The organism is Streptomyces sp. NBC_01296, assembly GCF_035984415.1.
In the GTDB taxonomy this organism is placed as follows: domain Bacteria; phylum Actinomycetota; class Actinomycetes; order Streptomycetales; family Streptomycetaceae; genus Streptomyces.
On record NZ_CP130720.1, the window covers coordinates 3,429,488 to 3,454,980 of the forward strand.

The window sequence follows — 25,493 nt, forward strand, 5'->3', positions numbered from 1 at the left end:
CGGGAGCGATCTCCGGCGGGGTCGCCGCGGCGACCGCACCGGTCCGCAAGATGTCCGCTCACGCCAATCAGCTGACCGGTATTCCGCTCATACGTGACCCGGTCTGCTCAATTTGTCGACGTACCGATAGAGTTCCAACACCCTCACTTCCCGGCCGTCGCCGTACAGAAAGGTGCGCTCCGATGACCGAGCACAACCTGCCGCCCCAGCTCGAAGTCTCTCCGGAGGCCCCCGACCGCAACCTCGCCCTGGAACTGGTCCGGGTGACCGAGGCCGCCGCCATGGCCGCCGGCCGCTGGGTCGGGCGCGGCGACAAGCTCGGCGCGGACGGCGCCGCGGTCAACGCCATGCGCACCCTGATCTCCACCGTCTCGATGAACGGCGTCGTCGTCATCGGCGAGGGCGAGAAGGACGAAGCCCCGATGCTGTTCAACGGCGAGCGGGTCGGCGACGGCACCGGTGCCGAGGTCGACATCGCCGTCGACCCGATCGACGGCACCACCCTGAACGCCAAGGGCATGCCGAACGCCATCGCCGTGCTCGCCGCCGCCGACCGCGGCACCATGTTCGACCCGTCCGCGGTCTTCTACATGGAGAAGCTGGTCACCGGCCCCGAGGCCGCCGACTTCGTCGACATCAACGCACCCGTCTCGGTGAACATCCGCCGCGTCGCCAAGGCCAAGAACATGGCCGTCGAGGACGTCACGGTGATCATCCTGGACCGCCCGCGCCACGAGGGCATCGTCAAGGAGATCCGCGAGACCGGCGCCCGGATCAAATTCATCTCGGACGGCGACGTCGCGGGCTCGGTCATGGCGGTGCGCGAGGGCACCGGCGTGGACCTGCTCCTGGGCATCGGCGGCACCCCCGAGGGCATCATCTCGGCCTGCGCCATCAAGTGCCTCGGCGGCACCATCCAGGGCAAGCTGTGGCCGAAGGACGAGGCCGAGCGCCAGAAGGCCATCGACGCGGGCCACGACCTGGACCGGGTCCTGCACACCGACGACCTGGTGTCCGGCGAGAACGTCTTCTTCGTCGCCACCGGCATCACGGACGGCGAGCTGCTGCGCGGCGTCCACTACCGCTCGGAGACCGCGACCACGTCCTCGCTGGTCATGCGCTCGAAGTCGGGCACGATCCGGCAGATCGACTCGACCCACCGCCTGTCGAAGCTGCGCGCCTACAGCGCGGTCGACTTCGACCGCGCGAAGTAGAACCGGACGGGCCGGCCGGCGGCCGGCACAGCGAGAGGGGCGCTACCGCGTGCGGCGGTAGCGCCCCTCTCGCTCGTGTGCGTACGGGCCCTCAGCCCGCGGCGGCTATCGGCCCGGCCCCGGGGACCTGGCGCAGTTCCGCCGCCCGGCGCCGGCGCCGGGCCAGCACCACCCGCCGCTCGGCGGCCGTGAGCCCGCCCCAGACCCCGTACGGCTCCGGTTGGAGCAGTGCGTGCTCGCGGCAGGCGACCATCACCGGGCAGCGCGCGCAGACGCGTTTGGCGGCCTCCTCGCGGGAGAGCCTGGCCGCGGTCGGCTCCTTGGAGGGCGCGAAGAACAGCCCCGCCTCGTCCCGGCGGCACACCGCCTCCGCGTGCCATGGGCCGTCCTCTTCCCTCGCCGGCACCCGCGGCTTCGGTACGGCGGCCGGACGCGCCTGGAGGCTCTGTACGGCGGCTACCTGCAGGGACTGATGCGGCGGATGCTGCACGGTCTACTCCTGACGACGTATACGCAAGCGAGAGACGATGCACCTGTCCCTACCCGCTGTACGCGCCCCTATGCACTGCGTGGAGCAAGCGCGCCGCGGTGGGGAACTTCGACCGAAACCCGACGCACCGCCCGGCCCGAGCCCCCTACCCCTCCAGGCGCTTGCGCAGCTTGCGGGCCAGGTCGACCAGGCGGGCGCCCAGCTTGGGCCGGGCCTCGATGTTGCCCAGCAGCGCGAAGCCGCGGACGATCACCACCGGCGCGTTCGGATCGGTGGTCCCGGCGCGGCCCTCGCCGTGCACCTCGAAGTTGCCGAGGACCCCGCTGCCGTAGCCGCGCAGCGTCACGTTCTCCGGGACCAGGATCTCGACGTTCCCCAGCACGCTCGTCACGTTGATCTCGGTGACCTGCTGTTCGAAGACGGCCTCGGTGAGGTCGACGGTGACGTCGCCCAGGACGGAGACCACGCGGGTGTGCGCGCCCGGCCGCCAGCGGCCCTTGCGGGCGACGCTGCTGCACACGGCGACCACGGTCTCCGAGACCTCGGCCTGGCCGGCCGGCGCCGGACCCGCCGGACCCTGTGCGTACGAGGGCGCCGCAGGCGCGGCGCCGGGCGCGGGCAGGTCCCGTACGAGCACCTCGAGCTCCCCGACCGTCTTCACGGCGTACAGCGAGTCCAGGCGCTCGGAGTGCTCGTCGGCGGTCAGCCGGCCCTCGGCGACGGCATCGGCCAGGATGTGCGCGATCCGGTCGCGGTCGGCGTCGGAGGCTCGCAGTTCGGCGGGCGCGGCAGGCTTCTTTTCCAGGTCCACGTCGGTCAGCATAGCGATACGCGATAGATCGCGATAGTCACGAGTGAGCCTTACCTCACAGACACAGCCCGGGACGGAGGTCCTACGCTGGATAGCCGCGCTGCCAATTGGTCGTCAGCGCAGTCTGCCGAGTGAGGAATGGCCACACGATGCCGGAGTTCGCGTACACCGACCTGCTGCCCCTGGGCGAGGACACCACCCCCTACCGGCTGGTGACCTCGGAGGGCGTCTCGACGTTCGAGGCCGACGGCCGTACGTTCCTCAAGGTCGAGCCGGAGGCACTGCGCAAGCTCGCCGAAGAGGCCATCCACGACATCCAGCACTTCCTGCGCCCCGCGCACCTCGCGCAGCTGCGCCGGATCATCGACGACCCCGAGGCCTCGTCGAACGACAAGTTCGTCGCGCTCGACCTCCTCAAGAACGCGAACATCGCGGCGGCCGGCGTCCTGCCGATGTGCCAGGACACGGGCACGGCGATCGTGATGGGCAAGCGCGGCCAGAACGTCCTCACCGAGGGCGGGGACGAGGCGGCCCTCTCCCGCGGCATCTACGACGCGTACACGCGCCTGAACCTGCGCTACTCGCAGATGGCCCCCCTCACCATGTGGGAGGAGAAGAACACCGGCTCGAACCTGCCCGCGCAGATCGAGCTGTACGCCACCGACGGCGGCGCGTACAAGTTCCTCTTCATGGCCAAGGGCGGCGGCTCGGCCAACAAGTCCTTCCTCTACCAGGAGACCAAGGCGGTCCTCAACGAGGGCTCCATGATGAAGTTCCTGGAGGAGAAGATCCGCTCGCTGGGCACCGCGGCCTGCCCGCCGTACCACCTGGCGATCGTGGTCGGCGGCACCTCCGCCGAGCACGCGCTGAAGACCGCGAAGTACGCCTCCGCGCACTACCTGGACGAGCTGCCGACCGAGGGCTCGCCCCTGGGCCACGGCTTCCGGGACCTCGATCTGGAGCAGCAGGTCTTCGAGCTGACCCAGAAGATCGGCATCGGCGCGCAGTTCGGCGGCAAGTACTTCTGCCACGACGTCCGCGTCGTGCGCCTCCCCCGCCACGGCGCGTCCCTCCCGGTCGCCATCGCCGTGTCCTGCTCGGCGGACCGCCAGGCCACCGCGAAGATCACCGCCGAGGGCGTCTTCCTGGAGCAGCTGGAGCGCGACCCGGCCCGCTTCCTGCCGGACACCACGGACGAGCACCTCAGCGACTCCTCGGACGTCGTCTCCATCGACCTGAACCGGCCGATGGACGAGATCCTCGCGACGCTGACCAAGCACCCGGTGAAGACCCGCCTCTCCCTGACCGGCCCGCTGGTCGTGGCGCGCGACATCGCGCACGCCAAGATCAAGGAGCTGCTGGACTCGGGCGCGCAGATGCCGCAGTACCTCAAGGACCACCCGGTCTACTACGCCGGCCCGGCGAAGACCCCCGAGGGCTACGCCTCGGGCTCCTTCGGCCCGACCACGGCCGGCCGCATGGACTCGTACGTCGAGCAGTTCCAGGCGGCGGGCGGCTCGAAGGTCATGCTGGCCAAGGGCAACCGCTCGCAGCAGGTGACGGACGCCTGCGGCACGCACGGCGGCTTCTACCTCGGCTCGATCGGCGGCCCGGCGGCGCGCCTGGCCCAGGACTGCATCAAGAAGGTCGAGGTCCTGGAGTACGAGGAGCTCGGCATGGAGGCGGTCTGGAAGATCGAGGTCGAGGACTTCCCGGCGTTCATCGTGGTGGACGACAAGGGCAACGACTTCTTCAGCTCAGTGGAGCCGTCTCCTACCTTCCTGAGCATCCCCGTGCGCCAGGGCTCGTAAGTCATAGCGAGGCTCAGCAAGGACCGCGTTACCCCACCTTGGCATTACGGGTGGGGTGACGCGTGTTCACGGGAACACAACGCACGGGACTGTATCCCGGTCGATCTGCTCGTCTCCGCCCTGGCCGCGCTTGCGTCGAGCATTGACTTTGTATTCCAAGGTCGGCGCCTCGAAGCCGTCTGATTGCTCCGTCTGTAGTACGACGGCCTGAGGGCCCCTCCCCCGCGTGGGGGAGGGGCCCTCACGCATGTCGTCCCGCGGGCAGATGGATCGCCGAAGACCCCGCGAGAGGCTGTCGTCGTATCCGAACGGCACGCCCTCAAAGGGAGTTCACGATGAAGAACCGCAAGCGCGCCCTCCTCCTGACCGGATGCGCCGCCGCCCTGGCGGCGACGCTGATCGGCGCGGCGCCGGCTCCCGCGGCGCCGGCCGCGCCGAAGCTCGCCTCCGTGCACGGGGGCGGAACGGTGTCCTACCCCTACGTTCCGAAGGAGCACGACATCCGCTTCACGGTCGACGCCGACGCCGTCCCGTGGAGCAGGCCCTTCCCGGCGCCGGGCGGGGAGCAGGGCATGCCCGTCGACGCGCGCGGCCGGGTGACCGTCTACCACGCCATGCCGGACACGGGTTTCACCGCCGTCGCCGAGGCGGAGGTGGACTGCATGGTCACCGGCGGCAGGACGGCCACGATCACCGCGGTGGTCACGTCCTCGAACGTCGGCTGGGAGGGCAAGCGGATCGGGATCAGCGTCCAGGACGGCGAACGCGGCGGGCCCGACCGGGTGGGCTTCTCGTGGGGCATCGCCAACGTCGACGTGAAGCCCGACGGCTCGGTGTCGGAGCCCCGCGTGGGCACGTGCATGGCCCCGGCCCCCTTCACGGAGGTCACGAAGGGCGGCTTCAAGGTCACCCCGGCCCCCTTGGCCCCCCGGCCGCACTGAGCGGTCCCCGCGCCCCGCACCCCGATGTAACGAACTGTTCGGTCACCGGGCCGGCGCCGGCTCCGCGCGCCGCCGCGCGTCCGGATACCGTCTGATCCATGAATCGGCAGTACGCGCAGTCCGCCACCGCCCGCGACGTGCGGGTCATCGCCCATCGCGGGGCCTCCCACGACCACCCCGAGCACACCCTCGCCGCCTACCGGCAGGCCATCGCCGACGGCGCCGACGCGCTGGAGTGCGACGTACGGCTCAGCGCCGACGGGCGGCTCGTGTGCGTGCACGACCGGCGGGTGGAGCGGACCTCCGACGGGCGCGGGGTCGTCTCCGCCATGACGTACGAGGAGCTGGCCGCGCTCGACTTCGGCGGCTGGAAGGGCGACGCGCACCGCGGGGCGCAGGTGCTGCTCTTCGAGGACCTGCTCAAGGAGGCGCTGGCCGCCGACCGGCCCGTCGGGCTGGCCGTCGAGACCAAGCACCCGACCCGCGCCGGCGGCCGCCTGGAGGCCGAGCTCGTACGGGTCCTGAAGGACCACGGCCTGGCCGACGGCTCCGACGGCCGCGTCGAGGTGATGAGCTTCTCCCGCAACGCCCTGATCCGGCTGAACCGGCTGGCTCCCGGCCTGCCCGCGGTCTACTTGATCGAGCGGCCGCTGCGGCCGCTGCGCCCGCCGTTCGCGGGCCATGCCGGCCCGGGCATCGACCTCGTCCGCAAGGATCCGGGGCTGGTGGGGCGGCTGAAGGCCAAGGGGCTGCGCGTACGGGTCTGGACGGTCGACGAGCCCGAGGACGTGGAGCTGTGCGTCCGCCTCGGCGTGGAGGCCGTCATCACCAACCGGCCGCGCGAGGTACGGGAGCAGCTCGAAGGGCGCTGAGAGCGGCCGTTCAGAATGCCGGGTGCCCGGCGCGCCGGGCCGTCCGCCGGGTCCTGGCGGCCCCCACCGCGCCGGCCGCGCAGCCGGCCGCACCGGCGAGCGAGAGCGACAGAAGCGGGTTGACCCAGGGGGAGACGAGTTCCACACGGGTGTTGCCGGCGAACTCGCAGACCACCGAAACGGGGACCAGTGTCCGGTGGATGGTGATGTCGGCGTCGGGCGTCCGGTAGGTGTTCGGCCCCCTCATCTCGATGAGGGCCGCCACGCAGGGCCGCACCGGACGGGCGGCGTTCAGGCCCGTGAGACCTCCGGAGGCGAACAGGAGGGCCGCCACGCACAGGCACAGTCCCGCCGCTTCCGCCCGTTTCCCGACGGGGCTCGTGCCCAGTGCCGGCCTGCGGGTCACGAGGTAGTGGATCCCCTTGCCGAGGAGGAGCACAACCGCGAGAAGAGCGGTGCCGGCCAGGAGGAGGAAGGTGACGAGGATCGGAGTGCTCCCTTACGAGGTCTGCGCGCGCCCGGCGTCGGAACGACGCCGGCGAGCCTGCCGGAAGGTACGGACGTGTGTTCGGGCCCCGCGGTTGCGGACACGGGAACACCCGGCCGGGGTGCGCCGGCCGGGTGTGGGGGGTTCGGGTCGTACGGGGCGGGGTCCTGTCAGACGAAGCGCTGGTTCGCCGAGCCGCTGCAGGTCTGCAGGCGCAGCTGGTCGTGGGCGGCGGCCACGGTCAGGCACATGCCCGGGGCGGCCGCGGGGCGCAGGGTGGCGCCGTCGCGGACCCACTGCTGGTTCGCGCCGCCGTGGCAGTTCCAGATGATCAGGCCGGTGCCGGCGCCGTAGTTGGCGCCCGGGGCGTCCAGGCAGCGGTCGTGGGTGAGCTCGATGTGGACGGACTTCTTCGCGGAGTCGTACCACCAGCCCTGGTTGCGGCCGCCGTGGCAGTCCCAGCCGATGACCTTGGTGTCATTGGCGCTGGCGCCGCCGTTGGAGTCGAGGCAGTTGCCGGTCGCCTCGTTCTTCAGCGGCTTGTACAGGTCGTCCCAGGCACCGGTCTGCAGGACCGGGGTGCCGGTGCTCGCCGGGTCGGCGCAGGAGGCCTCGCGCAGGCCGGAGTTGTAGAGCTGGGTCAGGCAGGCCGCGAAGGCGCCGTGGCCGCGGTAGTTGGGGTGGAAGGACTGGCGGGCGGTGTTCTCGTCCCACGGGAAGTGGTCCCCGAGGTCCAGGTAGAGGCCGCGGGCCCAGGTGTCCTCCATGCACACCTCGTGGCCTTGGAAGAGCCGTGAGTTGTCCAGGTAGGTCGCGCCGGAGGCGAGGGCGGCCGCGCGCATGCCCTTCTCGAAGGCGGGCACCGCGTAGTTGCGGCCCCAGGCGGCGTCGGAGTCGTAGCCGGCGCAGCCTCCGGGGAGCTTGCCGGGGAAGTTCGGGTTGTCGTAGAAGTCGGGGCCGATGGGGCTGGGGTAGCCCATCACGACGAGCTTGTAGTCGGAGTCGGCGTAGCCCGCGTCGCGCATGACCGTCTTGAGGTCGGCGAGGGTGGACTCGACCTTGGGCTTGAGGCCGTCGACGCGCGCCTGCCAGCCGGGGCCGTACTTGGGCTCGCAGGTGCCCTGGCTGAGCACCCAGCGGGTCACGCAGTCGGTCATGACCGGGCCGAACTGCAAGTCGTCGTTGGCTCCGGCGACGAGCAGCACCATCTTGATCTTCGTGTTGCGCGCCTTGACGGCCAGGTTGTCGCTCTGCACCAGTTCGTCGGCGTACTGCTTGCTGCCGCCTATCCGGATGTTGCCGGTGTAGGCGCCGGAACAGGCCACGTTGAAGGTGAGGTCGGCCGGGATGCCGGTGCGGTGGATCGCGGTGTCGGGCGAGCGGTGGCACTGGTTGGCGGAGGTGTTCGTCGCGGGGTCGTAGTTGCCGACGCCCTCGCCCGAGATCTCGCTGTCGCCGAGCGAGATGAGCCCGGTCTTGCGTTCGTTCAGCGGCCGGATCGCCGCGTCGCCGTAGATCTTGACGGCCTCCGCTGCGCGGATGGCCTCGAGTTCGGGCGACAGGGGGGTGACGGCCCCGGAGGCCGTGGCGGCCCCGGCGGTCGTGGCGGGCGCGGCCGCGTGGGCCATGGGGGTGATGGCGGTGACGCCCCCGAGGGCGGCCGCGATCGCCGCGGCTGCGGCGAAGGTAGATCTGAGCCTGGGTTTGGTACGTACACGTGTCATGACGCCTCCCCGACGTTGGTGTTACCCCCGGTATTTACTGGCCGGTAGGGGAGTTGGGAACACTTCGAACAAGACAATTGCTCAACTTTTTGAGGAGGCCACCAAGATGACGAACGATCAGCAGGCCCATGGATCAGCAGGCGAGTACCGGATCGAGCACGACTCGATGGGCGAGGTACTGGTGCCCGCGCATGCCAAATGGCGAGCCCAGACCCAGCGCGCGGTGGAGAACTTCCCCGTCTCCGGGCAGCGCCTGGAGCGCGCCCACATCGAGGCGCTCGCCCTGATCAAGGCCGCGGCCGCCGCGGTGAACGCGAAGCTGGGGGTGGTCGACGAGGGCATCGCCGACGCGATCCGGTCCGCCGCCGCCGAGGTGGCGCAGGGGCGCTGGGACGAGCACTTCCCGGTCGACGTGTTCCAGACCGGGTCCGGGACCTCGTCCAACATGAACACCAACGAGGTCATCGCCACCCTGGCCGGCGAGCGGCTCGGCCGCGAGGTCCACCCCAACGACCACGTCAACGCCTCGCAGAGCTCCAACGACGTGTTCCCGTCGTCCATCCACATCGCCGCGACCGCAGCCGTCACCCGCGAGCTGATCCCGGCCCTGGAGCACCTCGCCGCCGCCCTGGAGCGCAAGGCCTCCGAGTTCGCCGAGGTGGTCAAGGCGGGCCGCACGCACCTGATGGACGCCACCCCGGTGACCCTGGGCCAGGAGTTCGGCGGGTACGCCGCCCAGGTGCGCTACGGCGTCGAGCGGCTGCTGGCTGCGCTGCCCCGGCTGGCCGAGCTGCCGCTGGGCGGGACCGCGGTGGGCACCGGGATCAACACGCCGCCCGGCTTCTCCGCGGCCGTGATCGCCGAGGTGGCCGCCGCGACCGGGCTGCCGCTGACGGAGGCCCGCAACCACTTCGAGGCCCAGGGGGCGCGGGACGCGCTGGTGGAGACCTCGGGGATGCTCCGTACGATCGCCGTCTCGCTGACCAAGATCTCCAACGATCTGCGCTGGATGGCCTCGGGGCCGCGGACAGGATTGGCCGAAATCAATCTGCCCGATCTCCAGCCTGGCTCGTCGATCATGCCCGGGAAGGTCAATCCGGTGGTCCCGGAGGCCGTGCTCATGGTCGCCGCACAGGTGACCGGGAACGACACGACCGTCGCGGTGGCGGGCGCGGCGGGCAACTTCGAACTCAATGTGATGCTCCCGGTGATGGCGAAGAACCTCCTGGAATCGATCCGGCTGCTGGGCAACGCGAGCCGCCTGCTGGCCGACCGCACGGTCGACGGGATCACCGCCAACGAGGCGCGGGCCAGGGAGTTCGCCGAGTCCTCCCCCTCCGTGGTGACCCCGCTGAACCGGTACATCGGCTACGAGGAGGCGGCCAAGGTCGCCAAGAGGGCCCTCGCGGAGCGGAAGACGATCAGGGAGGTCGTGCTCGAGTCCGGGTACGTCGACCGCGGCGACCTGACGCTGGAGCAGCTGGACGAGGCGCTCGACGTCCTGCGGATGACCCGGCCCTGAAAATGTTTCCGGACTGGGGCCGGAATCGGTCGTTTTCCGTCCCCGCACACCTCCGTGACCTGCACCGCAGCGGGCGCAGGGGCCCCAGCCCTAAGATCTGCGCATGACAGGTACCGGAGGCCGCGGGGGCGGCGACGCGCAGGGCACCCGCTGGCAGCCCGGGGAGCAGGTCCTCTGGCGCTACCGCGACCACGCCCCGGGCCTGAAGGGCGCGGTCCACATCTGCCGCCCGGTGACCGTGGTGCAGGACACCGACGAACTGCTGGCGGTGTGGATGGCCCCCGGCACCGAATGCGTCAAGCCGGTGCTGTCCGACGGAAGCTCCGTCCACGAGGAGCCGCTCGCCACCCGGTACACCGCGCCGCGCACCACCGTACGGTCGCGCTGGTTCGGCGCCGGCGTGCTGAAGCTGGCCCGGCCCGGGGACCCGTGGTCGGTGTGGCTGTTCTGGGAGCACGGCTGGCGGTTCAAGAGCTGGTACGTCAACCTCGAGGAGCCGCGGACGCGGTGGTCCGGCGGGATCGACTCCGTGGACCACTTCCTGGACATCTCCGTCTACCCGGACCGGACGTGGAAATGGCGGGACGAGGACGAGTTCGCGCAGGCCCAGCGGTCCGGTCTGATGGACGCGGAACAGGCCGGCCAGGTGCAGGTCGCGGGGCGGGCCGCGGTGGACGTGATCAAGGCGTGGGGGGCTCCGTTCTGCGACGGCTGGCAGGACTGGCGGCCGGATCCCGCCTGGGGAGTTCCGGCCCTTCCCGAAGACTGGGACCGCACTCCGGCGCATATGACCTCATGAGACCCTTGATGCGCCCCCGGGGTTCAAACGTAAGATCTCCCTCCGCGGGTCGCGCGCGGGAGGCGCGCTCGACCGCACATCCGTAAATGTCGTGCCGTACGCGGGACTTGACCGGAGGTCAACGCAGAGCGAGAGGTAACGAGCGGGACGCGGTACCGCGGGGTGATGGTGTCCCCGCCGCTGAGCGGGTATACCGCGACTGACCGAGTTGAGTGCAGCGCACATCGAGCGCAAACGGACGGAATTCCACGCGTGACGGAGTACCCCACCTCGCAGGAGGGACCGCAGCCCGCCGCGGCCGCCGCGACACCGGCCCCGGGCGGCTCCGCCGTGCCTGCCGGCTCCGGCGGCCCGGCGGAGGAACTGGGCCACGGCAAGGCCCCCGTCCCCGCCGCCGAGGCCGTACGCGGTTCGGCCGCGGCCGGCGACGACCCGGTCCGCGCGCACGCGGAGGCCGCCGGCCGGGGCTCGGACGTCCCGCGCCCGCGCGGCGAGGGCGTGCCCGCCCCGCAGGACGGCACGCCCCGCCCCGGCCGGGGCCGCTCGCGCGCCGCCTCGGCGCAGGGCGCGGCAGGCCGCCGCGGCCGCGACGGCGAGGCGGCCCGCAATGCCGCGCGCGAGACCGCGGCGGGCGGATCCCGGCGGCGCGACGGCGAGGCCGCACGGAACGCCGCGCACGCGGCGGCTGCCCACGACGAGGACCCGGCCTCCGCGGCCCTGCCCGTCGGCCGGGCCCACGAGGCCCCGGACACGGGCCAGGAACGCCGCGCAGCGGCCGTACCGGACGCCTCCCGCCCCCGCGGAGCCGGACCGGACACGGACGCACCCGCGGGCCGCGAAGGCCGGGCCGCCGCAGGCGGCGAAGGCGCGGCCGCCGGCCAGGCCCGCGAAGGCCGCACCCCGGCGGACACGGACCCCGCCCGCACGAGCGGGCCCGGCGGCGCCGGGCCGGCGTACGAGGGGCAGGGCTCAGCAGTGGCCGATCTCCTCGGCGGGGTCGCGCCGGCGCCGGACGGCGGGATGGCGCGGCGCGAGGGGGACCGGCTGCGCTTCGTCGGCGCCGCCACCCGGCGGATCGCCCGCGGCATCGACCTCGACGAGATCGTGCTCGGACTGTGCCGGGCCACCGTGCCGACCTTCTCGGACGCCATCCTCGTCTACCTGCGGGATCCCCTGCCGGTGGGCGACGAGCGTCCCGTCGGCCCGGTCGTTTTAAGGCTGCGCCGCACCGACCGGCTCCGGCCGATCGACGATCTGACGGGAACAGAGGGCACGGGGGCCCCCGGAGCCGCGGGGGCCGCCGGCGAACTCGACTTCAGCCAGCTGCCGATGGTCGGCCCGCAGGGTGACCTGCCCGCGGCCGAGCTCTGCGAGATCCGCACCGGCGGTGCGCTCGCCGAGGTCCTGCGCGGCGTACGGCCCGTCTTCGGGTCCGCGGCCGGGGCCAAGGACGCGCTGCCGGAGCTGCTCGGCTCGGAGCACCCCGTTCCGCGCGGCCAGCGGGCCATCCTCGCGCCGCTGCGCGGCCGCCGCCGCGTCATCGGCGCCGCGGTGTTCCTGCGCAGCCCCGAGCGGCCCGCGTTCGAGCAGAACGACCTGCTGGTCGCCGCCCAGTTGGCCACGCACACCGCGCTCGGCATCGACAAGGCGGTCCTGTACGGCCGTGAGGCGTACATCGCCGACGAGCTCCAGCGCACCATGCTCCCCGACAGCCTCCCCCAGCCCACCGGGGTCCGGCTCGCCTCGCGCTACCTGCCGGCCGCCGAGACGGCCCGGGTCGGCGGCGACTGGTACGACGCCATACCGCTGCCCGGCAGCCGGGTCGCGCTCGTCGTGGGCGACGTCATGGGCCACTCCATGACCTCTGCCGCGATCATGGGACAGCTCCGCACCACCGCGCAGACGCTGGCGCAGCTGGACCTGCCGCCCGCCGAGGTCCTGCACCACCTGGACGAGCAGGCGCAGCGCCTCGGCTCCGACCGGATGGCCACCTGTCTGTACGCGGTCTACGACCCGGTCTCGCACCGGATCACCATTGCCAACGCCGGCCACCCGCCGCCGGTGCTCCTGCACCTCGGCGGCCGCGCGGAAGTGCTCCGGGTGCCCCCCGGCGCGCCCATCGGCGTCGGCGGCGTGGACTTCGAGGCCGTGGAGCTGGACGCCCCCGCCGGGGCCACGCTGCTGCTGTACACCGACGGCCTGGTGGAGTCCCGGCTGCGCGACGTCTGGACCGGCATCGAGCAGCTGCGCGAACGGCTCGCCACCACCGCCCAGTTGACCGGCCTGGACCATCCGCCGCCGCTGGAGGCGCTGTGCGACGACGTCCTGGACATGCTCGGCCCCGGCGACCGGGACGACGACATCGCGCTGCTCGCGGCCCGCTTCGACGGGATCGCGCCCAGTGACGTGGCGTACTGGTTCCTGGACCCGGAGGAGACGGCTCCGGGCCGGGCCCGCCGGTTCGCCCGCCGCGCGCTGACCCGTTGGGGCCTGGAGGAGCTCCAGGACTCCCTGGAGCTGTTGGTCAGCGAGGTGGTCACCAATGCCGTCCGGTACGCCGAGCGGCCCGTGACGTTGCGCCTGCTGCGGACGGACGTACTGCGCTGCGAGGTCGGCGACGACTCCCCGCAGCTGCCGCGCCAGCGCCGGGCCCGGGACACCGACGAGGGCGGCCGCGGGCTGTTCCTGGTCAACCGGATGGCCCGCCGCTGGGGCGCCACCCGGCTGAGCAGCGGAAAGGTGGTCTGGTTCGAGCTCCCGTTGCCGGGGGCGAACGACCAGCGCTGACTGGACGGGTACGAGGCCGAACGCGAGAACACCGCCGCCCCGCAGCATGGATGCTGCGGGGCGGCGGTGCGTCAGGGGCCGTACGAGCCCGCTACGGGAGCGTGATCGGCGGACTCTTGGTCGGGTCCGGGCTCTTGGTCGGGTCCGGGCTCTTGGTCGGGTCCGGGCTCTTCGACGTGCTCTTGGTCGGGTTCGGCGAGCTCTTGCCGGGGTCCGGGGAGGTCTGCGAAGGCGATACGGGCGTCGACGGCGAGGTGGAGGCCGAGGAGGTCGACGACGGGGAGCTGCTGCGGGTGGGCGCCTGCGAGGGGCCCATGTCCGCCTCGGAGAGGTCGAACTCGCCGGTGTCCACGCCCTTGAGCGCGGCCAGCGTGTACGCCTTCCAGATCTCGGCCGGGAAGCTGGAACCACCCGCTCGACCACCGCCGGCGGTACCGGTCAGGGTGACCTGCTTGGCCGTTCCGGGCTCCTCGCCGAACATCGCGACGACGGTGACGAGCTCCGGCGTGTACGCGGTGAACCAGGCGGCCACGTTGGACTCGGTGGTACCGGTCTTGCCGGCGGCCTCGTAGGCGGAGCTCTTCACGGCCTTGCCGGAACCGTCGTTGACGACGCCGGTGAGCACCTTGGTCACCGTGTCGGCGGTCTGGCGGCTGATGGCCTGGCTGCCCACGGCCTCGACCGGCTTGAACTCGCGGGTGGCGTGCTTGGCGCTCTTGAGGATCGTCGGGGTGATCTTCTTGCCGTGGTTGTCGAAGGTGGCGTAGACGCCGGCCATCTCCAGGGTGTTGGCGCTCATGGTGCCGAGCGACATGGCCGGCTTGTCCTCCGGCCATCCGTCGCGGTCGTTCATGCCGAGTGCGAGGGCCGTCTTCTTCACCTTGGGCGGGCCCACGTCCACGATCATCTGCGCGTAGACGGAGTTCACGGAGGAGTTGGTGGCCGCCTGGACGGTGAGGTACGGGTCGCCGTAGTTCGCGTTGTCCTGGTTCTGCGGGGCGAACGGGGTGTCGCTGCCGACGACCGGGCGCTTGCTGGTGCCGTCGTAGAGCGCGTTCGGGGTGATGGGCTTCTTGTCGTGCGTCGTGGACTTGTTCTCCAGGGCGGAGGCCAGCACGATCGGCTTGAAGGTCGAGCCGGGCTGGAAGTCCTGGCGCAGGGCGTTGCTCGCCCAGTGGTCCGAGAGGCCCGTGCCGCCGTACATCGCGACGACCGCGCCGGTCTTCGGGTCCACGGAGGTGGCGCCGGCCTGCACGCTCGCGTCGACGGGCCGGTCCTTGCGGTCGAGCCTGGACTCCAGCTCGTCCTGGACGGCCTTCTCCAGCGCGGCCTGCTTCTTGGGGTCGATGTTGAGCGTGATCTCCCAGCCGCCGGCCTGCAGCTCCTGGGTGGTCATTTTGGTCTGCCGCCGCAGTTCCGCGTCCGCGGCCTGCTTCAGATAGCCCTTCTGGCCCTCCATGCCGGGGGCGGCCTTGGGCTTGATCGGCATCTGGAGCTGGAGCTGCTTGCGCTTCTCGGGGTCGAGCGCCTTCATCTCGACCATGTTGTCGAGCACGCCGTTGAAGCGGATCTTGACCAGCCGCGTGCCGTTCGGGCCCGCGGTCGCCAGGTCGTAGTCGCTGGGCGCCTGGAGGACGGCCGCGAGGTACGCGCCCTGCTCCAGGGTCAGCTTGTCGACGTCGACGCCGTAGTAGGCCTGGGCGGCGGCCTGGATGCCGTACGCGCCGCGCCCGAAGTAGCTGGTGTTCAGGTAACCGGCGAGGATCTCGTCCTTCTGCATGTGCCGGTCGACCTTGAGGGAGATCACCAGCTCCTTGAGCTTGCGGGTCGCCGTCTGGTCCTGGTTCAGGTAGAAGTTCTTGACGTACTGCTGGGTGATCGTCGAACCGCCGGCCTTGCCCTTGCCGGTGACCGTGTTGAACAGCCCTCGGGCGATGCCGAGGAAGTCGACGCCGCTGTCCTTGTAGAAGGACTTGTTCTCGATGGCGATGAAGCCGGTCTTGACGTCCTTGGGGACCCGGCTGATCGGCACGATCTCGCGGTTCATCTTGCCGTCGCGCGCCATGATCGAGCCGTCCGCGTACTTGTAGACGTTGCTCTGCGTCAGGGCGTCGGCGTTGGGGTCGGGCTCGTCCACGTAGAAGTAGAGGGCGACGAGTGCGCCCGTGCCGAGCAGGAGCAGCCCGAAGAGCGTCCCCAGGATCTTCTTCCACGTGAAGAAGCGGCGTATACCGGTCCGCTTGCCGGAACGCCCCTTCTTCCCGGTGGCGCTCCCGCGCGGCGCCCGCCGCGCACTGCGCTGCTGCGCCTTTCGCGCTTCTGCTCGGCCCATCGCTCCCGCTCCGCTCGATTTCCCCCCCGACGTCAGCTCAGAAAGCTAACACCGCAGGTTGTGACAAAGGTTGGCCAACCATGGCCAATACCGGTCAATTCGGACGTGAGAATCAGCACCCACATCAAGGGAACCGACGCGCGGCAAGCCCGTAGGGTTGCGGCAGCCTCAAAAAGTGATATCACTTTGCTAGGCGGCTCGACCGGCCGCGACCAAGCGAAACGGGGCAGATGATGACGAACTCGGCGGCAACCGCTGCAGACGTACGGGAGTTCACGGCGCGCAGCATGGGCGGCGGACTGGCCCTGGTACTCGGGCTGTTGGGAGCGGTGGCCGGCGCGGGCCTGATCGCCCTCGGCGTGACCTCCGACGGCACGGTGATGCACGCGTCCCTGATACCGCCGGGCATCCTGCTGATCCTCGTCGCGGTCATCTCGATGAGCGGGCTGAACACGGTGGCTCCGGGCGAGGCGCGCGTGGTCCAGCTGTTCGGCCGGTACCGGGGGACGATCCGTGCGGACGGCCTGCGCTGGGTCAATCCGCTGACCTCGCGGGAGACGATCTCCACCCGGGTCCGCAACCACGAGACGGCCGTCCTGAAGGTCAACGACGCGTACGGCAACCCGATCGAGCTGGCGGCCGTCGTGGTGTGGCGCGTGGAGGACACCGCGCGGGCGAAGTTCGAGGTGGACGACTTCACCCAGTTCGTCGAGACCCAGACCGAGGCGGCGGTCCGGCACATCGCGATCGAGTACCCGTACGACTCGCACGAGGAGGGCGGGCTCTCGCTGCGCGGCAACGCCGAGGAGATCACCGAGAAGCTGGCGCTCGAACTGCACGCGCGGGTGGAGGCGGCCGGCGTCCGCATCATCGAATCCCGGTTCACGCATCTCGCGTACGCTCCGGAGATCGCCTCCGCGATGCTCCAGCGCCAGCAGGCGGGAGCGGTCGTGGCGGCCCGCAAGCAGATCGTCGAAGGGGCGGTGGGCATGGTGGAACTGGCCCTGACCCGCCTGGCGGAGGAGGACATCGTGGATCTGGACCCGGAGCGCAAGGCCGCCATGGTCTCGAACCTGATGGTGGTCCTCTGCGGCGACCGGGCGGCCCAGCCGGTGGTCAACGCGGGCACGCTCTACCAGTGAGCCCCGCCGGCGAGCCGCAGGACCCGCAACCGGGACAGGGCCCCGACGCGGGGCAGGGCCAGGAGCGGGCCGCGCGCGCGGGGCGGCAGGCGCGCAAGCAGGTGCTGCTGCGGCTCGACCCGCAGGTGTACGACGCCCTCGCGCGCTGGGCGGGCGAGGAACTGCGCAGCGCCAACGCGCAGATCGAGTTCCTGCTGCGGCGGGCCCTGTCCGAGACGGGCCGGCTGCCGGGCGGGGCCGCCCCGATCCGGCCGCGCGGCCGCCCCCGCAGCTCGCCCGATTCCTGACGGCAGTTCCCCGGGCAGGCCCCTGTCGGGCATCTCCGCCCGACAGGGGCCGGGGTCGGCGGGGGCCACCCGCGGGGTCCGCCCCGCTGACGGCCTGCGTACGGAGTGACGCCGGGCGCGCGCAGGCCCGTACGCCCGCTCCCCGGACCGATCCGCCCTACTCGGCGGGCCACACCGGGAGCGGGCGTACGGCTTCGCGCAGGGCGCCCGCGATGGCCCGGAACTCCTCCTGGCGGGCCGTTCCGGTGCGCATCGCCAGCGCGATCCGCCGGGAGGGCGCGGGCTCGGCGAAGTACCCGGTGGCCAGGTACTCGTTGCGTGCGGTCTCCAGCCGCAGCGCGGTGCGCGGCAACAGCGTCACCCCCAGTCCCCCGGCGACCAGTTGTACGAGGGTGGACAGTCCGGCGGCGGTCGTGGTGACGTCCGCCCCGTCGGTCCGGCCGGCCTCGCGGCAGATGTCCAGGGCCTGGTCGCGCAGGCAGTGCCCCTCGTCGAGCAACAGCAGCTGCAGGCCCCGTAGTTCCTCGCGCGGGATGTCCCTGCGCCCGGCGAGCGGGTGCTCCCGGGGCGCGAGGAGGACGAAGTCCTCGTCGAAGACGGGCAGTTCGGTCACCCCCGGGACACCGAGCGGGACCGCGAGCAGCAGCAGGTCGAGCCGTCCGCCGGCCAGCCCGTCCAGCAGCGAAGAGGTCTGCTCCTCGTGCACCTGGAGGTCCATCCGCGGGTAGCGCCGGTGGAAGAGCCCGAGCACGGTCGGCAGCAGGTACGGGGCCACCGTGGGGATCACCCCCAGCCGCAGGATCCCGGTGAAGGGGGCCCGTACCGCCTCTGCCTCCTCCAGCAGCCCGCCCATGGCTTCGAGGACCGCCCGGGCCCGGGCCGCGATCCGCTCGCCGGCCGGCGAGAGCAGCACCTTGCGGGTGGTGCGCTCCAGCAGCTGCACGCCCAGGGCCTCTTCCAGCGCGGAGACGGCGCCGGAGAGCGCCGGCTGGCTCATTCCGATGGCCGCGGCGGCGTCCCGGAAGTGCAGGTGCTCGGCGACGGCCGCGAACGCGCGCAGCTGCGCGAGCGTCGCCTGCTTCGCTCCCCTATTACCGACAGCCACTGATAGGTACCTCCGATCACCTGGCTCGAGTCTAGCTATTTCCGTAATCAATCCTGCTGTGCCAGCATGTGAGATCCGTCCAACCCCCTCGGAAAACCCCCAAAAGGGCTCTTTTCCATTTCCGCAAGGAGAGCACGTGCTCACTGTCGGTGACAAGTTCCCCACCTACGATCTGACCGCTTGCGTCTCGCTCGAGGCCGGCAGCGAGTTCGCCCAGATCGACCACAAGACCCATGAGGGCAAGTGGCGCGTGGTGTTCTTCTGGCCGAAGGACTTCACCTTCGTCTGCCCGACCGAGATCGCCGCCTTCGGCAAGCTGAACGACGAGTTCGCCGACCGCGACACCCAGGTCCTCGGCGTCTCCGGCGACTCCGAGTTCGTCCACCACGCCTGGCGCAAGGACCACGCCGACCTGCGTGACCTCCCCTTCCCGATGCTGGCCGACTCCAAGCACGAGCTCATGCAGGCCTGTGGCGTGCAGGGCGAGGACGGCTTCGCGCAGCGCGCCGTGTTCATCGTCGACCAGAACAACGAGATCCAGTTCACGATGGTGACCGCAGGTTCCGTGGGCCGTAACCCCAAGGAGGTCCTGCGGGTCCTCGACGCCCTGCAGACCGACGAGCTGTGCCCCTGCAACTGGAACAAGGGCGAGGGCACCCTGGACGCCGGCGCGCTGCTGGCCGGTGAGTGACGGATGTCCCTCGACTCCCTCAAGTCCGCCATACCGGACTTCGCCAAGGACCTGAAGCTGAACCTCGGTTCGGTCATCGGCAACAGCGACCTCCCGCAGCAGCAGCTGTGGGGCACGGTCCTGTCCTGCGCGATCGCCGCCCGCTCCCCGCGCGTCCTGCGTGAGCTGGAGCCGGAGGCGAAGGCGGCCCTGTCGCCGGAGGCGTACACCGCCGCCAAGTCCGCGGCCGCGGTCATGGCGATGAACAACGTCTTCTACCGCACGCGCCACCTGCTCTCCGACCCGGAGTACGGCACGCTGCGCGCGGGCCTGCGGATGAACGTCATCGGCAACCCGGGTGTGGAGAAGGTCGACTTCGAGCTGTGGTCGCTCGCGGTCTCCGCGATCAACGGCTGCGGCCAGTGCCTGGACTCGCACGAGCAGGTCCTGCGCAAGGCCGGCGTCGACCGCGAGACGATCCAGGAGGCCTTCAAGATCGCTTCGGTGATCCAGGCCGTCGCGGTCACCCTCGACGCCGAGGCCGCCCTCGCCGCCGAGTAGTCCTCCTCGTACGAGGCCCAGGGCCCCCGCAGCCGTTCCCGGCAGCGGGGGCCCTGTCGTTCACCTGCGCCCGTCGTTCACCTGCGCCCGGTGATCACTTGCGCAGGGCCGTCATCAGGGCGCGCATGTCCTCGATCATCGCTGCCTTGATCGCGTCCCCGTCCGGCTCGAAGCGGGCATCGGGCCCGAACCACTGGACGTTCAGCGTGAACACCGCCCCGCCGTCGAGCACCTGGAGCCGGGGCCCGCTGCCGCCGGCCCCCTCGTGGAACTCCGCCCGCTCGCCGAGCCCGGAGACCTGCTCCGCCGTACCGGCGCCACCGCCGAAAATGCCCCAGCCGGCCCAGGGTCCCGTGCCGAACTCCGCCTCGGGATCGGTCTTCTTGTGCAGCTCGGTCATCGCCTGCACCTGGTAGGAGACCTGCCCGTCGACGTAGTCCCCGTTGTAGCTGCAGTACGACCAGTCCAGCCCGGGATGCTCGCCATGGGTGGGGAAGCCGTGACCCGGCTGCACCTCCGTCTTGGCGAGCGCGGCCAGGCGCCCTGCCTCGCACAGGTCCTCGGTGTGCCGGTACGCGATCCGCGGCGCACTGGCGAAACGATCCTGCGCCACCAGGACGCCGACCCAGACGGCCGAGGCCAGTACGGCCCCGCCGAGCGCCCATAACCAGGCCGTACGGGGCCCCCGTACGCGCTCGCGCGGGGCGTCGGGCTCCTGCGCCGGCGCCGCCGGCCGGCCGGTGTCCCACTCCCCTTCGAGCTCAGGCTCGCTGATCACGCTCGGCCCCCCGCACGGCCTGCTCGAACGCCGTCGAGCCGTGCGGACCGGGGCCGATCGGCGCTGCGCCGCGCAGGAGCTGGTCGCGGGAGTAGGCCCTCAGGTAGACGACCACCGTGTTGGTGACGGCGACCAGCGGGACCGCGACGACCGCTCCGCCGATGCCCGCGATCATGCCGCCCGCGGCCACCGACAGCACCACCGCGAGCGGGTGCACCCGTACGGCCCGGCCCAGGATGAAGGGCTGCAGCACATGCCCCTCGATCTGCTGCACGGCCAGCACCACGAGGAGCACCATCAGCGCGGTCCACGGCCCCTGGGTCACCAGGGCGACGACCACCGCGAGGGCGCCCGAGACCACCGCGCCGACGAGCGGGATGAAGGCGAACAGGAAGATGAAGACGGCCAGCGGCACCGCCATCGGCACCTTGAGGAAGTAGATGCCGAGGCCGATGAAGATGGCGTCGATGAGCGCGACGAGCACCGTGCCGCGCACGTACGCCGTCAGCGTGCGCCAGGCGCGCGGACCGGCCCCCGCGACACCGGGGCGGGCGGCGGCCGGGACCAGGCCCTGCACCCAGGTCCAGATGCGCTTGCCGTCGTAGAGCAGGAACAGCGTCGAGAACATCGCGAGCAGGATGCCCGTCAGCACCTCGACGAGGACCGTCACGCCCTGGAGGCCGGCGGAGGTGATCTGCTCGGTGTTGGTGCCGATGGTCTCGCTGAGGTTCTTCGCGATGTCGTTGATCTGCTTCTCGGTCACGTGGAACGGACTGTCCAGTGCCCAGAGTTTGAGCTCGTTGATGCCGTCGCGGACACGGGCGGAGAGGTCGTCGAGGTTCTCCATGACCTGCCAGACCACGAACCAGCCGACCAGCCCGATGACCACGAACCCGAGGATCGCGGTCACGGCGGTGGCGAGCCCGCGCGGCAGGCCGAGGCGGCGCAGCCGGACCACGAAGGGCTGGAGCAGCGCGGTGACGAGCAGGGCGGCCGCGAAGGCGAGGACGACCAGGCGGACTTCGCTGATCACCTTCATCACGACCCAGAGCATCCCGGCGAGCAGCAGCAACCGCCAGCTGACCTCGGCGGCGACGCGCATGCCCCACGGGACGACGCTCACCGGGTCGGGACGCCCGGGCTGGGCGGGCGGGTGCGGGTGGCCGGGCTGCTCGGCGGGAGTGGCGGTCACCGGGGTGGGTGCATGGGCTGCCGGGGCCCCCGCGCCGGCCCGGGTACCCGCGCTCACGCCCGTACGGGCGGCGCCCCCCGCGGTGACCGCGACAGGAGCGGCGAGGATGCTCTCCGCCTCGACCTCGGCACGCCGCTCCTGGAGCCGCGCCTCCATGCGGCTCAGCCTGTTCCCGAGCCGGCCGAGCCAGCCTGCCCTCTTCGCCATGTCTTTCCCTTCCCCCGCCCGTGGACACACCTCGAAAGACCGTACACGCGAGGAGCCCCGCACCGTAGGACGGTGCGGGGCTCCTCGAGGTTGAGCGGGTGGCCGGTACTAGTACCAGCCGTTGGCCTGGTGGAAGCTCCAGGCGCTGCACGGGCTGTGGTAGCGCTCGTTCATGTAGTTCAGGCCCCACTGGATCTGGGTGGCCGGGTTGGTGCGCCAGTCGTCGGCGACCGAGGACATCTTCGAGCCCGGGAGCGCCTGGACCAGACCGTACGCGCCCGAGGACGAGTTCACGGCCTTGTAGTTCCAGGTCGACTCCTCGTTGATGATGTTCGAGAAGCACTGGAACTGCCCGGCCGGGACGATCTGCTGGGCGATGGCCTTGACCTGGGCGACCGTGTAGGAGCTCTGGACGGCGAAGTCTCCGGCGCTGCGGGCCGCGGAGCGGCTGGCGACCTGCTCCTTCTCCTCGCGGTCCTTCTTCGCCTTCTCGTCGGCAGCCTTCTGCGCCTCGGCCTTCTTGGACTTGGCGTCCTCGGCGGCCTGGATGCGGGCGGCTTCCTCGGCGACGCGCTTGGCGTCGGTGTCGGCGCCCTGGGCGATGGCGTCGGCCTGCTGCGTCAGGGACGCGTTCTGGACCTGCGCCTGGTCGCCGACCGGGATGTCGGCGAGGAGGGTCGCCCCGGACGCGGTGGTCTCGAGATCGTTCGAGGCGGGGTCGCCAGCGGCAACGCCCACGACTGCGCCGACGGTGGTGACTGCGGTGGCCGAAGCCACAGCGATCCCCCGGACCGAGATCCGGCTCACACGGTGTCCTTCCAGCAGCGTCCGCAGTGACCGGGCGGGCGCAATAGTGCCCCTCGACACTGGCCTCCGTGGTGCTGCGATCACTGGAGGCGCGGGCCCGTGGGCAACTCCCTTACGGGGGCTGCCGCGTGGTGCTCGGGCGGCATACGGCGAACGACTGTGGAGTTGTGATGCTGCTTTGTACCCACGGGAGATACCGGAGATACAGGTGTGCCGTATGCGGGGCCTGACGGAAAACAGACTCTGCCGGACCCCGACACCGCAAGGCAATTCTCCGCTGCGTGGGAAAGGTCACACCTCGCATGTTGCCGTTGGTTTCACCAAAGGTCTGTGCAGCACGACGCCGCCCGGCTAGGCTCTCGTGCCTTTGCCGGGCGGCGCCAACTCGCCTTCCCGCTATGGGGGTTTTACCCCCTTCACCCCTACAGGGACTCGAGCATCTCGGTGACCAGTGCGGCGATCGGGGAGCGCTCGGAGCGGGTGAGCGTGACGTGCGCGAAGAGGGGGTGCCCCTTCAGCTTCTCAACGACCGCCACCACGCCGTCGTACCGGCCGACCCGCAGATTGTCCCGCTGGGCGACGTCGTGGGTCAGAACAACCCGCGAATTTGCGCCGATTCGGGACAGAACGGTCAGCAGGACGTTCCGCTCCAGCGACTGGGCTTCGTCCACGATCACGAAGGCGTCGTGCAGCGAGCGCCCGCGGATGTGCGTGAGCGGCAGGACCTCCAGCATCCCCCGGTTCAGCACCTCCTCGATGACCTCGCGCCCGGCCACCGCCGAGAGGGTGTCGAAGACCGCCTGCGCCCAGGGGCTCATCTTCTCGGACGCGTCCCCGGGCAGGTAGCCGAGGTCCTGGCCGCCCACCGCGTACAGCGGCCGGAAGACCATCACCTTCTGATGCTGCCTCCGCTCGAGCACGGCCTCCAGGCCCGCGCACAGCGCCAGCGCCGACTTTCCGGTGCCGGCCCGGCCGCCCATGGACAGGATCCCGATCTCCGGATCGAGCAGCAGGTCCAGGGCGATGCGCTGCTCGGCGCTGCGGCCGTGCAGCCCGAAGGCCTCGCGGTCGCCCCGTACGAGCCGTACGTTGCCGTCCGCGGTGACCCGGCCCAGGGCCTTGCCCCGCTCGGACTGGAGGACCAGCCCCGTGTGCACGGGCAGTTCGGCGGCCTCCGGTACGTACAGCCGCTCCTCGGAGTAGAGCAGGTCGACCTGCTCCCCGGACAGCGCGAGCTCACTCATGCCGGTCCAGCCGGCGTCGGTGATCGCGAGCTCCGCCCGGTACTCCTCGGCGAGCAGCCCCACGGAGGAGGCTTTGATGCGCAGCGGGAGATCCTTCGAGACGACCGTGACGTCGTAGCCCTCGGCCTGGAGATTGCGGGCGACCGCGAGGATCCGCGAGTCGTTGTCCCCCAACCGGAAGCCGGCCGGCAGGACACCGGGGTCGGAGTGGTTGAGCTCGACACGCAGGGTGCCGCCCAGATCGCCCAGCGGGATGGGGGCGTCGAGGCGACCGTAGCGAACCCGGAAGTCGTCGAGCAGGCGCAGGGCCTGACGGGCGAAGTAGCCGAGTTCGGGATGGTGCCTCTTTGCCTCCAGCTCGGTGATCACCACGATCGGGAGCACGACCTCGTGCTCGTCGAAGCGGGTGATCGCATTGGGGTCTGCCAGCAGGACGCTGGTGTCGAGGACGTAGGTCCGCCTGTCGGGCAGGCGGCGCTTTGTGCTGGTCACCACGGAAGGACGTACCCCCTCGGAAGAGGTCGGGCCATGAAGACCGGACCGGTCATCGGCACCCATGCCGGGGCCGATTTCCGGCCCTCCCATTCGTCCGTGCGAACCGCACGTGCGTCCTGGTGCAAAGGGCCTCCCGGGCGGACGACCCCATGCCGTCCGCTGAGACTCGACACCCGTGGATCGGGCATCGACCTGAAAGGGATATTCCCCGATCAGGCCCGGCCATGCCATGGCATATGACGGACGCTCGGTGAATCCCTGGTGAAGGCCTTGCAGGGAGGACGGCAGGGGCCGGGGGGACCCCCGGGAGTACGGCGACGGCGCGCCGCCGGAGGTCCGGGGCGCGCCGTGGATGGAGCCGAAAAGTGCCGTTCGGAGGGGCCGTCAGGAGCCGTAGCGGCGGTGGCGGGCGGCGTAGTCGCGCAGTGCCCGGAGGAAGTCGACCTTGCGGAAGGCCGGCCAGAACACCTCGCAGAAGTAGTACTCGGAGTGCGCGCTCTGCCACAGCATGAATCCGGACAGCCGCTGCTCGCCGCTGGTCCGGATGACCAGGTCCGGGTCGGGCTGGCCGCGCGTGTAGAGGTGCTCGGCGATGTGGTCGATGTCGAGGATCTCGGCGAGCTCCTCGAACGAGGTGCCCTTCTCCGCGTGCTCGAGCAGCAGGGAGCGGACCGCGTCGGCGATCTCCTGGCGGCCGCCGTAGCCGACGGCGACGTTGACGAGTATCCCGTCGACGTCGTGGGTGGCCTGCTCGGCCTCCTTCAGCACCGACTGCGTCTGCGCGGGCAGGATGTCGAGGTTGCCGACGTGGTGGACGCGCCAGCGGCCGTCCGCGGCGAGGCCCCGGACCGTGTTCTCGATGATGTTGAGCAGCGGGCGGAGCTCGACCTCCGGCCGGTCCAGGTTGTCCGTGGACAGCATCCACAGGGTGACGACCTCGACGTCGGTCTCGGTGCACCAGCCCAGCATCTCGGAGATCTTGTCGGCCCCCGCCTGGTGGCCCTGCTCCGTCGTGCCTCCGGACGCCTTCGCCCAGCGCCGGTTCCCGTCCAGGATCACGCCGATGTGCTTGGGCGACGCGTCATGGTCGAGGCGGCCTTCCACCCGGCGTGCGTAGAGCCTGTACACCAGGTCGCGCAGCTTCACGATCTTCCAGCCCCTCCGTGCAATGCCCCCGTGCGAAATGCGGTCCTTCCCCCGAGGCCGCCACATTAC

General features: G+C 71.1%; 22 protein-coding genes. 11 read left to right on the plus strand and 11 right to left on the minus strand.

The features are described from left to right. The first annotated feature begins 182 nt into the window (after positions 1-182). Positions 183-1,214 (plus strand): class II fructose-bisphosphatase, encoded by a 1,032-nt coding sequence (glpX, locus tag OG299_RS15230; RefSeq protein ID WP_266625948.1) that lies wholly within the window; start codon positions 183-185, stop codon positions 1,212-1,214. A gap of 91 nt (positions 1,215-1,305) precedes the next feature. On the opposite strand, the gene OG299_RS15235 is transcribed toward glpX, so the two are convergent. Then, positions 1,306-1,704: a WhiB family transcriptional regulator gene (locus OG299_RS15235; protein WP_405700999.1), complete on the minus strand. Its 399-nt coding sequence runs from the start codon at positions 1,702-1,704 to the stop codon at positions 1,306-1,308. A gap of 145 nt (positions 1,705-1,849) precedes the next feature. Continuing rightward, positions 1,850-2,515, minus strand: coding sequence for a DUF1707 SHOCT-like domain-containing protein (locus OG299_RS15240; RefSeq protein ID WP_389869762.1), 666 nt, complete (start codon positions 2,513-2,515; stop codon positions 1,850-1,852). A gap of 149 nt (positions 2,516-2,664) precedes the next feature. Between OG299_RS15240 and OG299_RS15245 the strand changes: the two genes are divergently transcribed. The 3 genes from OG299_RS15245 (at position 2,665) to OG299_RS15255 (ending at position 6,139) form a co-directional block, all read left to right on the plus strand. Beyond that, a complete protein-coding gene (locus tag OG299_RS15245) occupies positions 2,665-4,326 on the plus strand; it encodes a fumarate hydratase (protein ID WP_327361752.1) in 1,662 nt (553 codons plus the stop codon). Positions 4,327-4,661: 335 nt separating this feature from the next. After that, positions 4,662-5,267, plus strand: coding sequence for a hypothetical protein (locus tag OG299_RS15250; protein WP_266625954.1), 606 nt, complete (start codon positions 4,662-4,664; stop codon positions 5,265-5,267). Between the two features lie 98 nt (positions 5,268-5,365). Continuing rightward, positions 5,366-6,139 carry a glycerophosphodiester phosphodiesterase gene (locus OG299_RS15255; protein WP_266625956.1) on the plus strand — a complete coding sequence of 258 codons (774 nt, stop codon included), beginning with the start codon at positions 5,366-5,368 and terminating at the stop codon, positions 6,137-6,139. Positions 6,140-6,149: 10 nt separating this feature from the next. Here the strand turns inward: OG299_RS15255 and OG299_RS15260 are convergent, their stop codons facing one another. Both OG299_RS15260 and OG299_RS15265 read right to left on the minus strand, forming a co-directional pair. Beyond that, a complete protein-coding gene (locus OG299_RS15260) occupies positions 6,150-6,578 on the minus strand; it encodes a hypothetical protein (RefSeq protein WP_327361753.1) in 429 nt (142 codons plus the stop codon). Positions 6,579-6,796: 218 nt separating this feature from the next. After that, positions 6,797-8,350 carry a ricin-type beta-trefoil lectin domain protein gene (locus OG299_RS15265; protein WP_327361754.1) on the minus strand — a complete coding sequence of 518 codons (1,554 nt, stop codon included), beginning with the start codon at positions 8,348-8,350 and terminating at the stop codon, positions 6,797-6,799. Between the two features lie 106 nt (positions 8,351-8,456). Here OG299_RS15265 and OG299_RS15270 point away from each other — a divergent pair, with 106 nt between their 5' ends. The 3 genes from OG299_RS15270 to OG299_RS15280 all read left to right on the plus strand — a co-directional run bounded on the left by OG299_RS15270 (position 8,457) and on the right by OG299_RS15280 (position 13,458). Beyond that, entirely contained in the window at positions 8,457-9,872 is a 1,416-nt protein-coding gene (locus tag OG299_RS15270) for a class II fumarate hydratase (RefSeq protein WP_327361755.1), read from the plus strand. Positions 9,873-9,975: 103 nt separating this feature from the next. Next, positions 9,976-10,671, plus strand: a complete 696-nt coding sequence (gene fomD / locus OG299_RS15275; RefSeq protein ID WP_266625963.1) for a cytidylyl-2-hydroxypropylphosphonate hydrolase — start codon at positions 9,976-9,978, stop codon at positions 10,669-10,671. A gap of 717 nt (positions 10,672-11,388) precedes the next feature. After that, positions 11,389-13,458 (plus strand): SpoIIE family protein phosphatase, encoded by a 2,070-nt coding sequence (locus tag OG299_RS15280; protein ID WP_266633260.1) that lies wholly within the window; start codon positions 11,389-11,391, stop codon positions 13,456-13,458. Positions 13,459-13,549: 91 nt separating this feature from the next. Here OG299_RS15280 and OG299_RS15285 read toward each other — a convergent pair whose 3' ends face one another. Further along, entirely contained in the window at positions 13,550-15,790 is a 2,241-nt protein-coding gene (locus OG299_RS15285; protein WP_327361756.1) for a transglycosylase domain-containing protein, read from the minus strand. A gap of 230 nt (positions 15,791-16,020) precedes the next feature. Here OG299_RS15285 and OG299_RS15290 point away from each other — a divergent pair, with 230 nt between their 5' ends. After that, positions 16,021-16,932, plus strand: coding sequence for an SPFH domain-containing protein (locus OG299_RS15290; protein WP_266625967.1), 912 nt, complete (start codon positions 16,021-16,023; stop codon positions 16,930-16,932). Next, positions 16,929-17,219: a type II toxin-antitoxin system antitoxin gene (locus tag OG299_RS15295; RefSeq protein WP_327361757.1), complete on the plus strand. Its 291-nt coding sequence runs from the start codon at positions 16,929-16,931 to the stop codon at positions 17,217-17,219. Before OG299_RS15290 ends, OG299_RS15295 begins: the two co-directional genes overlap by 4 nt. A gap of 157 nt (positions 17,220-17,376) precedes the next feature. Here the strand turns inward: OG299_RS15295 and OG299_RS15300 are convergent, their stop codons facing one another. Further along, entirely contained in the window at positions 17,377-18,324 is a 948-nt protein-coding gene (locus OG299_RS15300) for a hydrogen peroxide-inducible genes activator (protein WP_327361758.1), read from the minus strand. A gap of 136 nt (positions 18,325-18,460) precedes the next feature. Between OG299_RS15300 and OG299_RS15305 the strand changes: the two genes are divergently transcribed. Together OG299_RS15305 and OG299_RS15310 are read left to right on the plus strand one after the other, a co-directional pair. Continuing rightward, positions 18,461-19,015 carry a peroxiredoxin gene (locus OG299_RS15305; RefSeq protein WP_327361759.1) on the plus strand — a complete coding sequence of 185 codons (555 nt, stop codon included), beginning with the start codon at positions 18,461-18,463 and terminating at the stop codon, positions 19,013-19,015. 3 nt (positions 19,016-19,018) lie between these two features. Then, the gene (locus tag OG299_RS15310; protein WP_053786237.1) at positions 19,019-19,555 is read left to right on the plus strand and encodes an alkyl hydroperoxide reductase; all 537 of its coding nucleotides are present in this window, start codon (positions 19,019-19,021) and stop codon (positions 19,553-19,555) included. Positions 19,556-19,649: 94 nt separating this feature from the next. Here the strand turns inward: OG299_RS15310 and OG299_RS15315 are convergent, their stop codons facing one another. The 5 genes from OG299_RS15315 to OG299_RS15335 form a co-directional block, all read right to left on the minus strand. Then, positions 19,650-20,333 carry a hypothetical protein gene (locus tag OG299_RS15315; RefSeq protein WP_327361760.1) on the minus strand — a complete coding sequence of 228 codons (684 nt, stop codon included), beginning with the start codon at positions 20,331-20,333 and terminating at the stop codon, positions 19,650-19,652. Continuing rightward, positions 20,317-21,732, minus strand: coding sequence for an AI-2E family transporter (locus OG299_RS15320; RefSeq protein WP_266625978.1), 1,416 nt, complete (start codon positions 21,730-21,732; stop codon positions 20,317-20,319). The genes OG299_RS15315 and OG299_RS15320 overlap by 17 nt, the downstream gene beginning before the upstream one ends. A gap of 108 nt (positions 21,733-21,840) precedes the next feature. Then, the gene (locus OG299_RS15325; RefSeq protein WP_442817509.1) at positions 21,841-22,539 is read right to left on the minus strand and encodes an aggregation-promoting factor C-terminal-like domain-containing protein; all 699 of its coding nucleotides are present in this window, start codon (positions 22,537-22,539) and stop codon (positions 21,841-21,843) included. 422 nt (positions 22,540-22,961) lie between these two features. Further along, on the minus strand, positions 22,962-24,278 hold the full coding sequence (locus tag OG299_RS15330; RefSeq protein ID WP_266625980.1) for an RNA 5'-3' helicase PhoH2: 1,317 nt from the start codon (positions 24,276-24,278) through the stop codon (positions 22,962-22,964). A 384-nt stretch (positions 24,279-24,662) separates the two neighbouring features. After that, positions 24,663-25,424 carry an isoprenyl transferase gene (locus tag OG299_RS15335; RefSeq protein ID WP_266625981.1) on the minus strand — a complete coding sequence of 254 codons (762 nt, stop codon included), beginning with the start codon at positions 25,422-25,424 and terminating at the stop codon, positions 24,663-24,665. Positions 25,425-25,493: the final 69 nt, after the last annotated feature.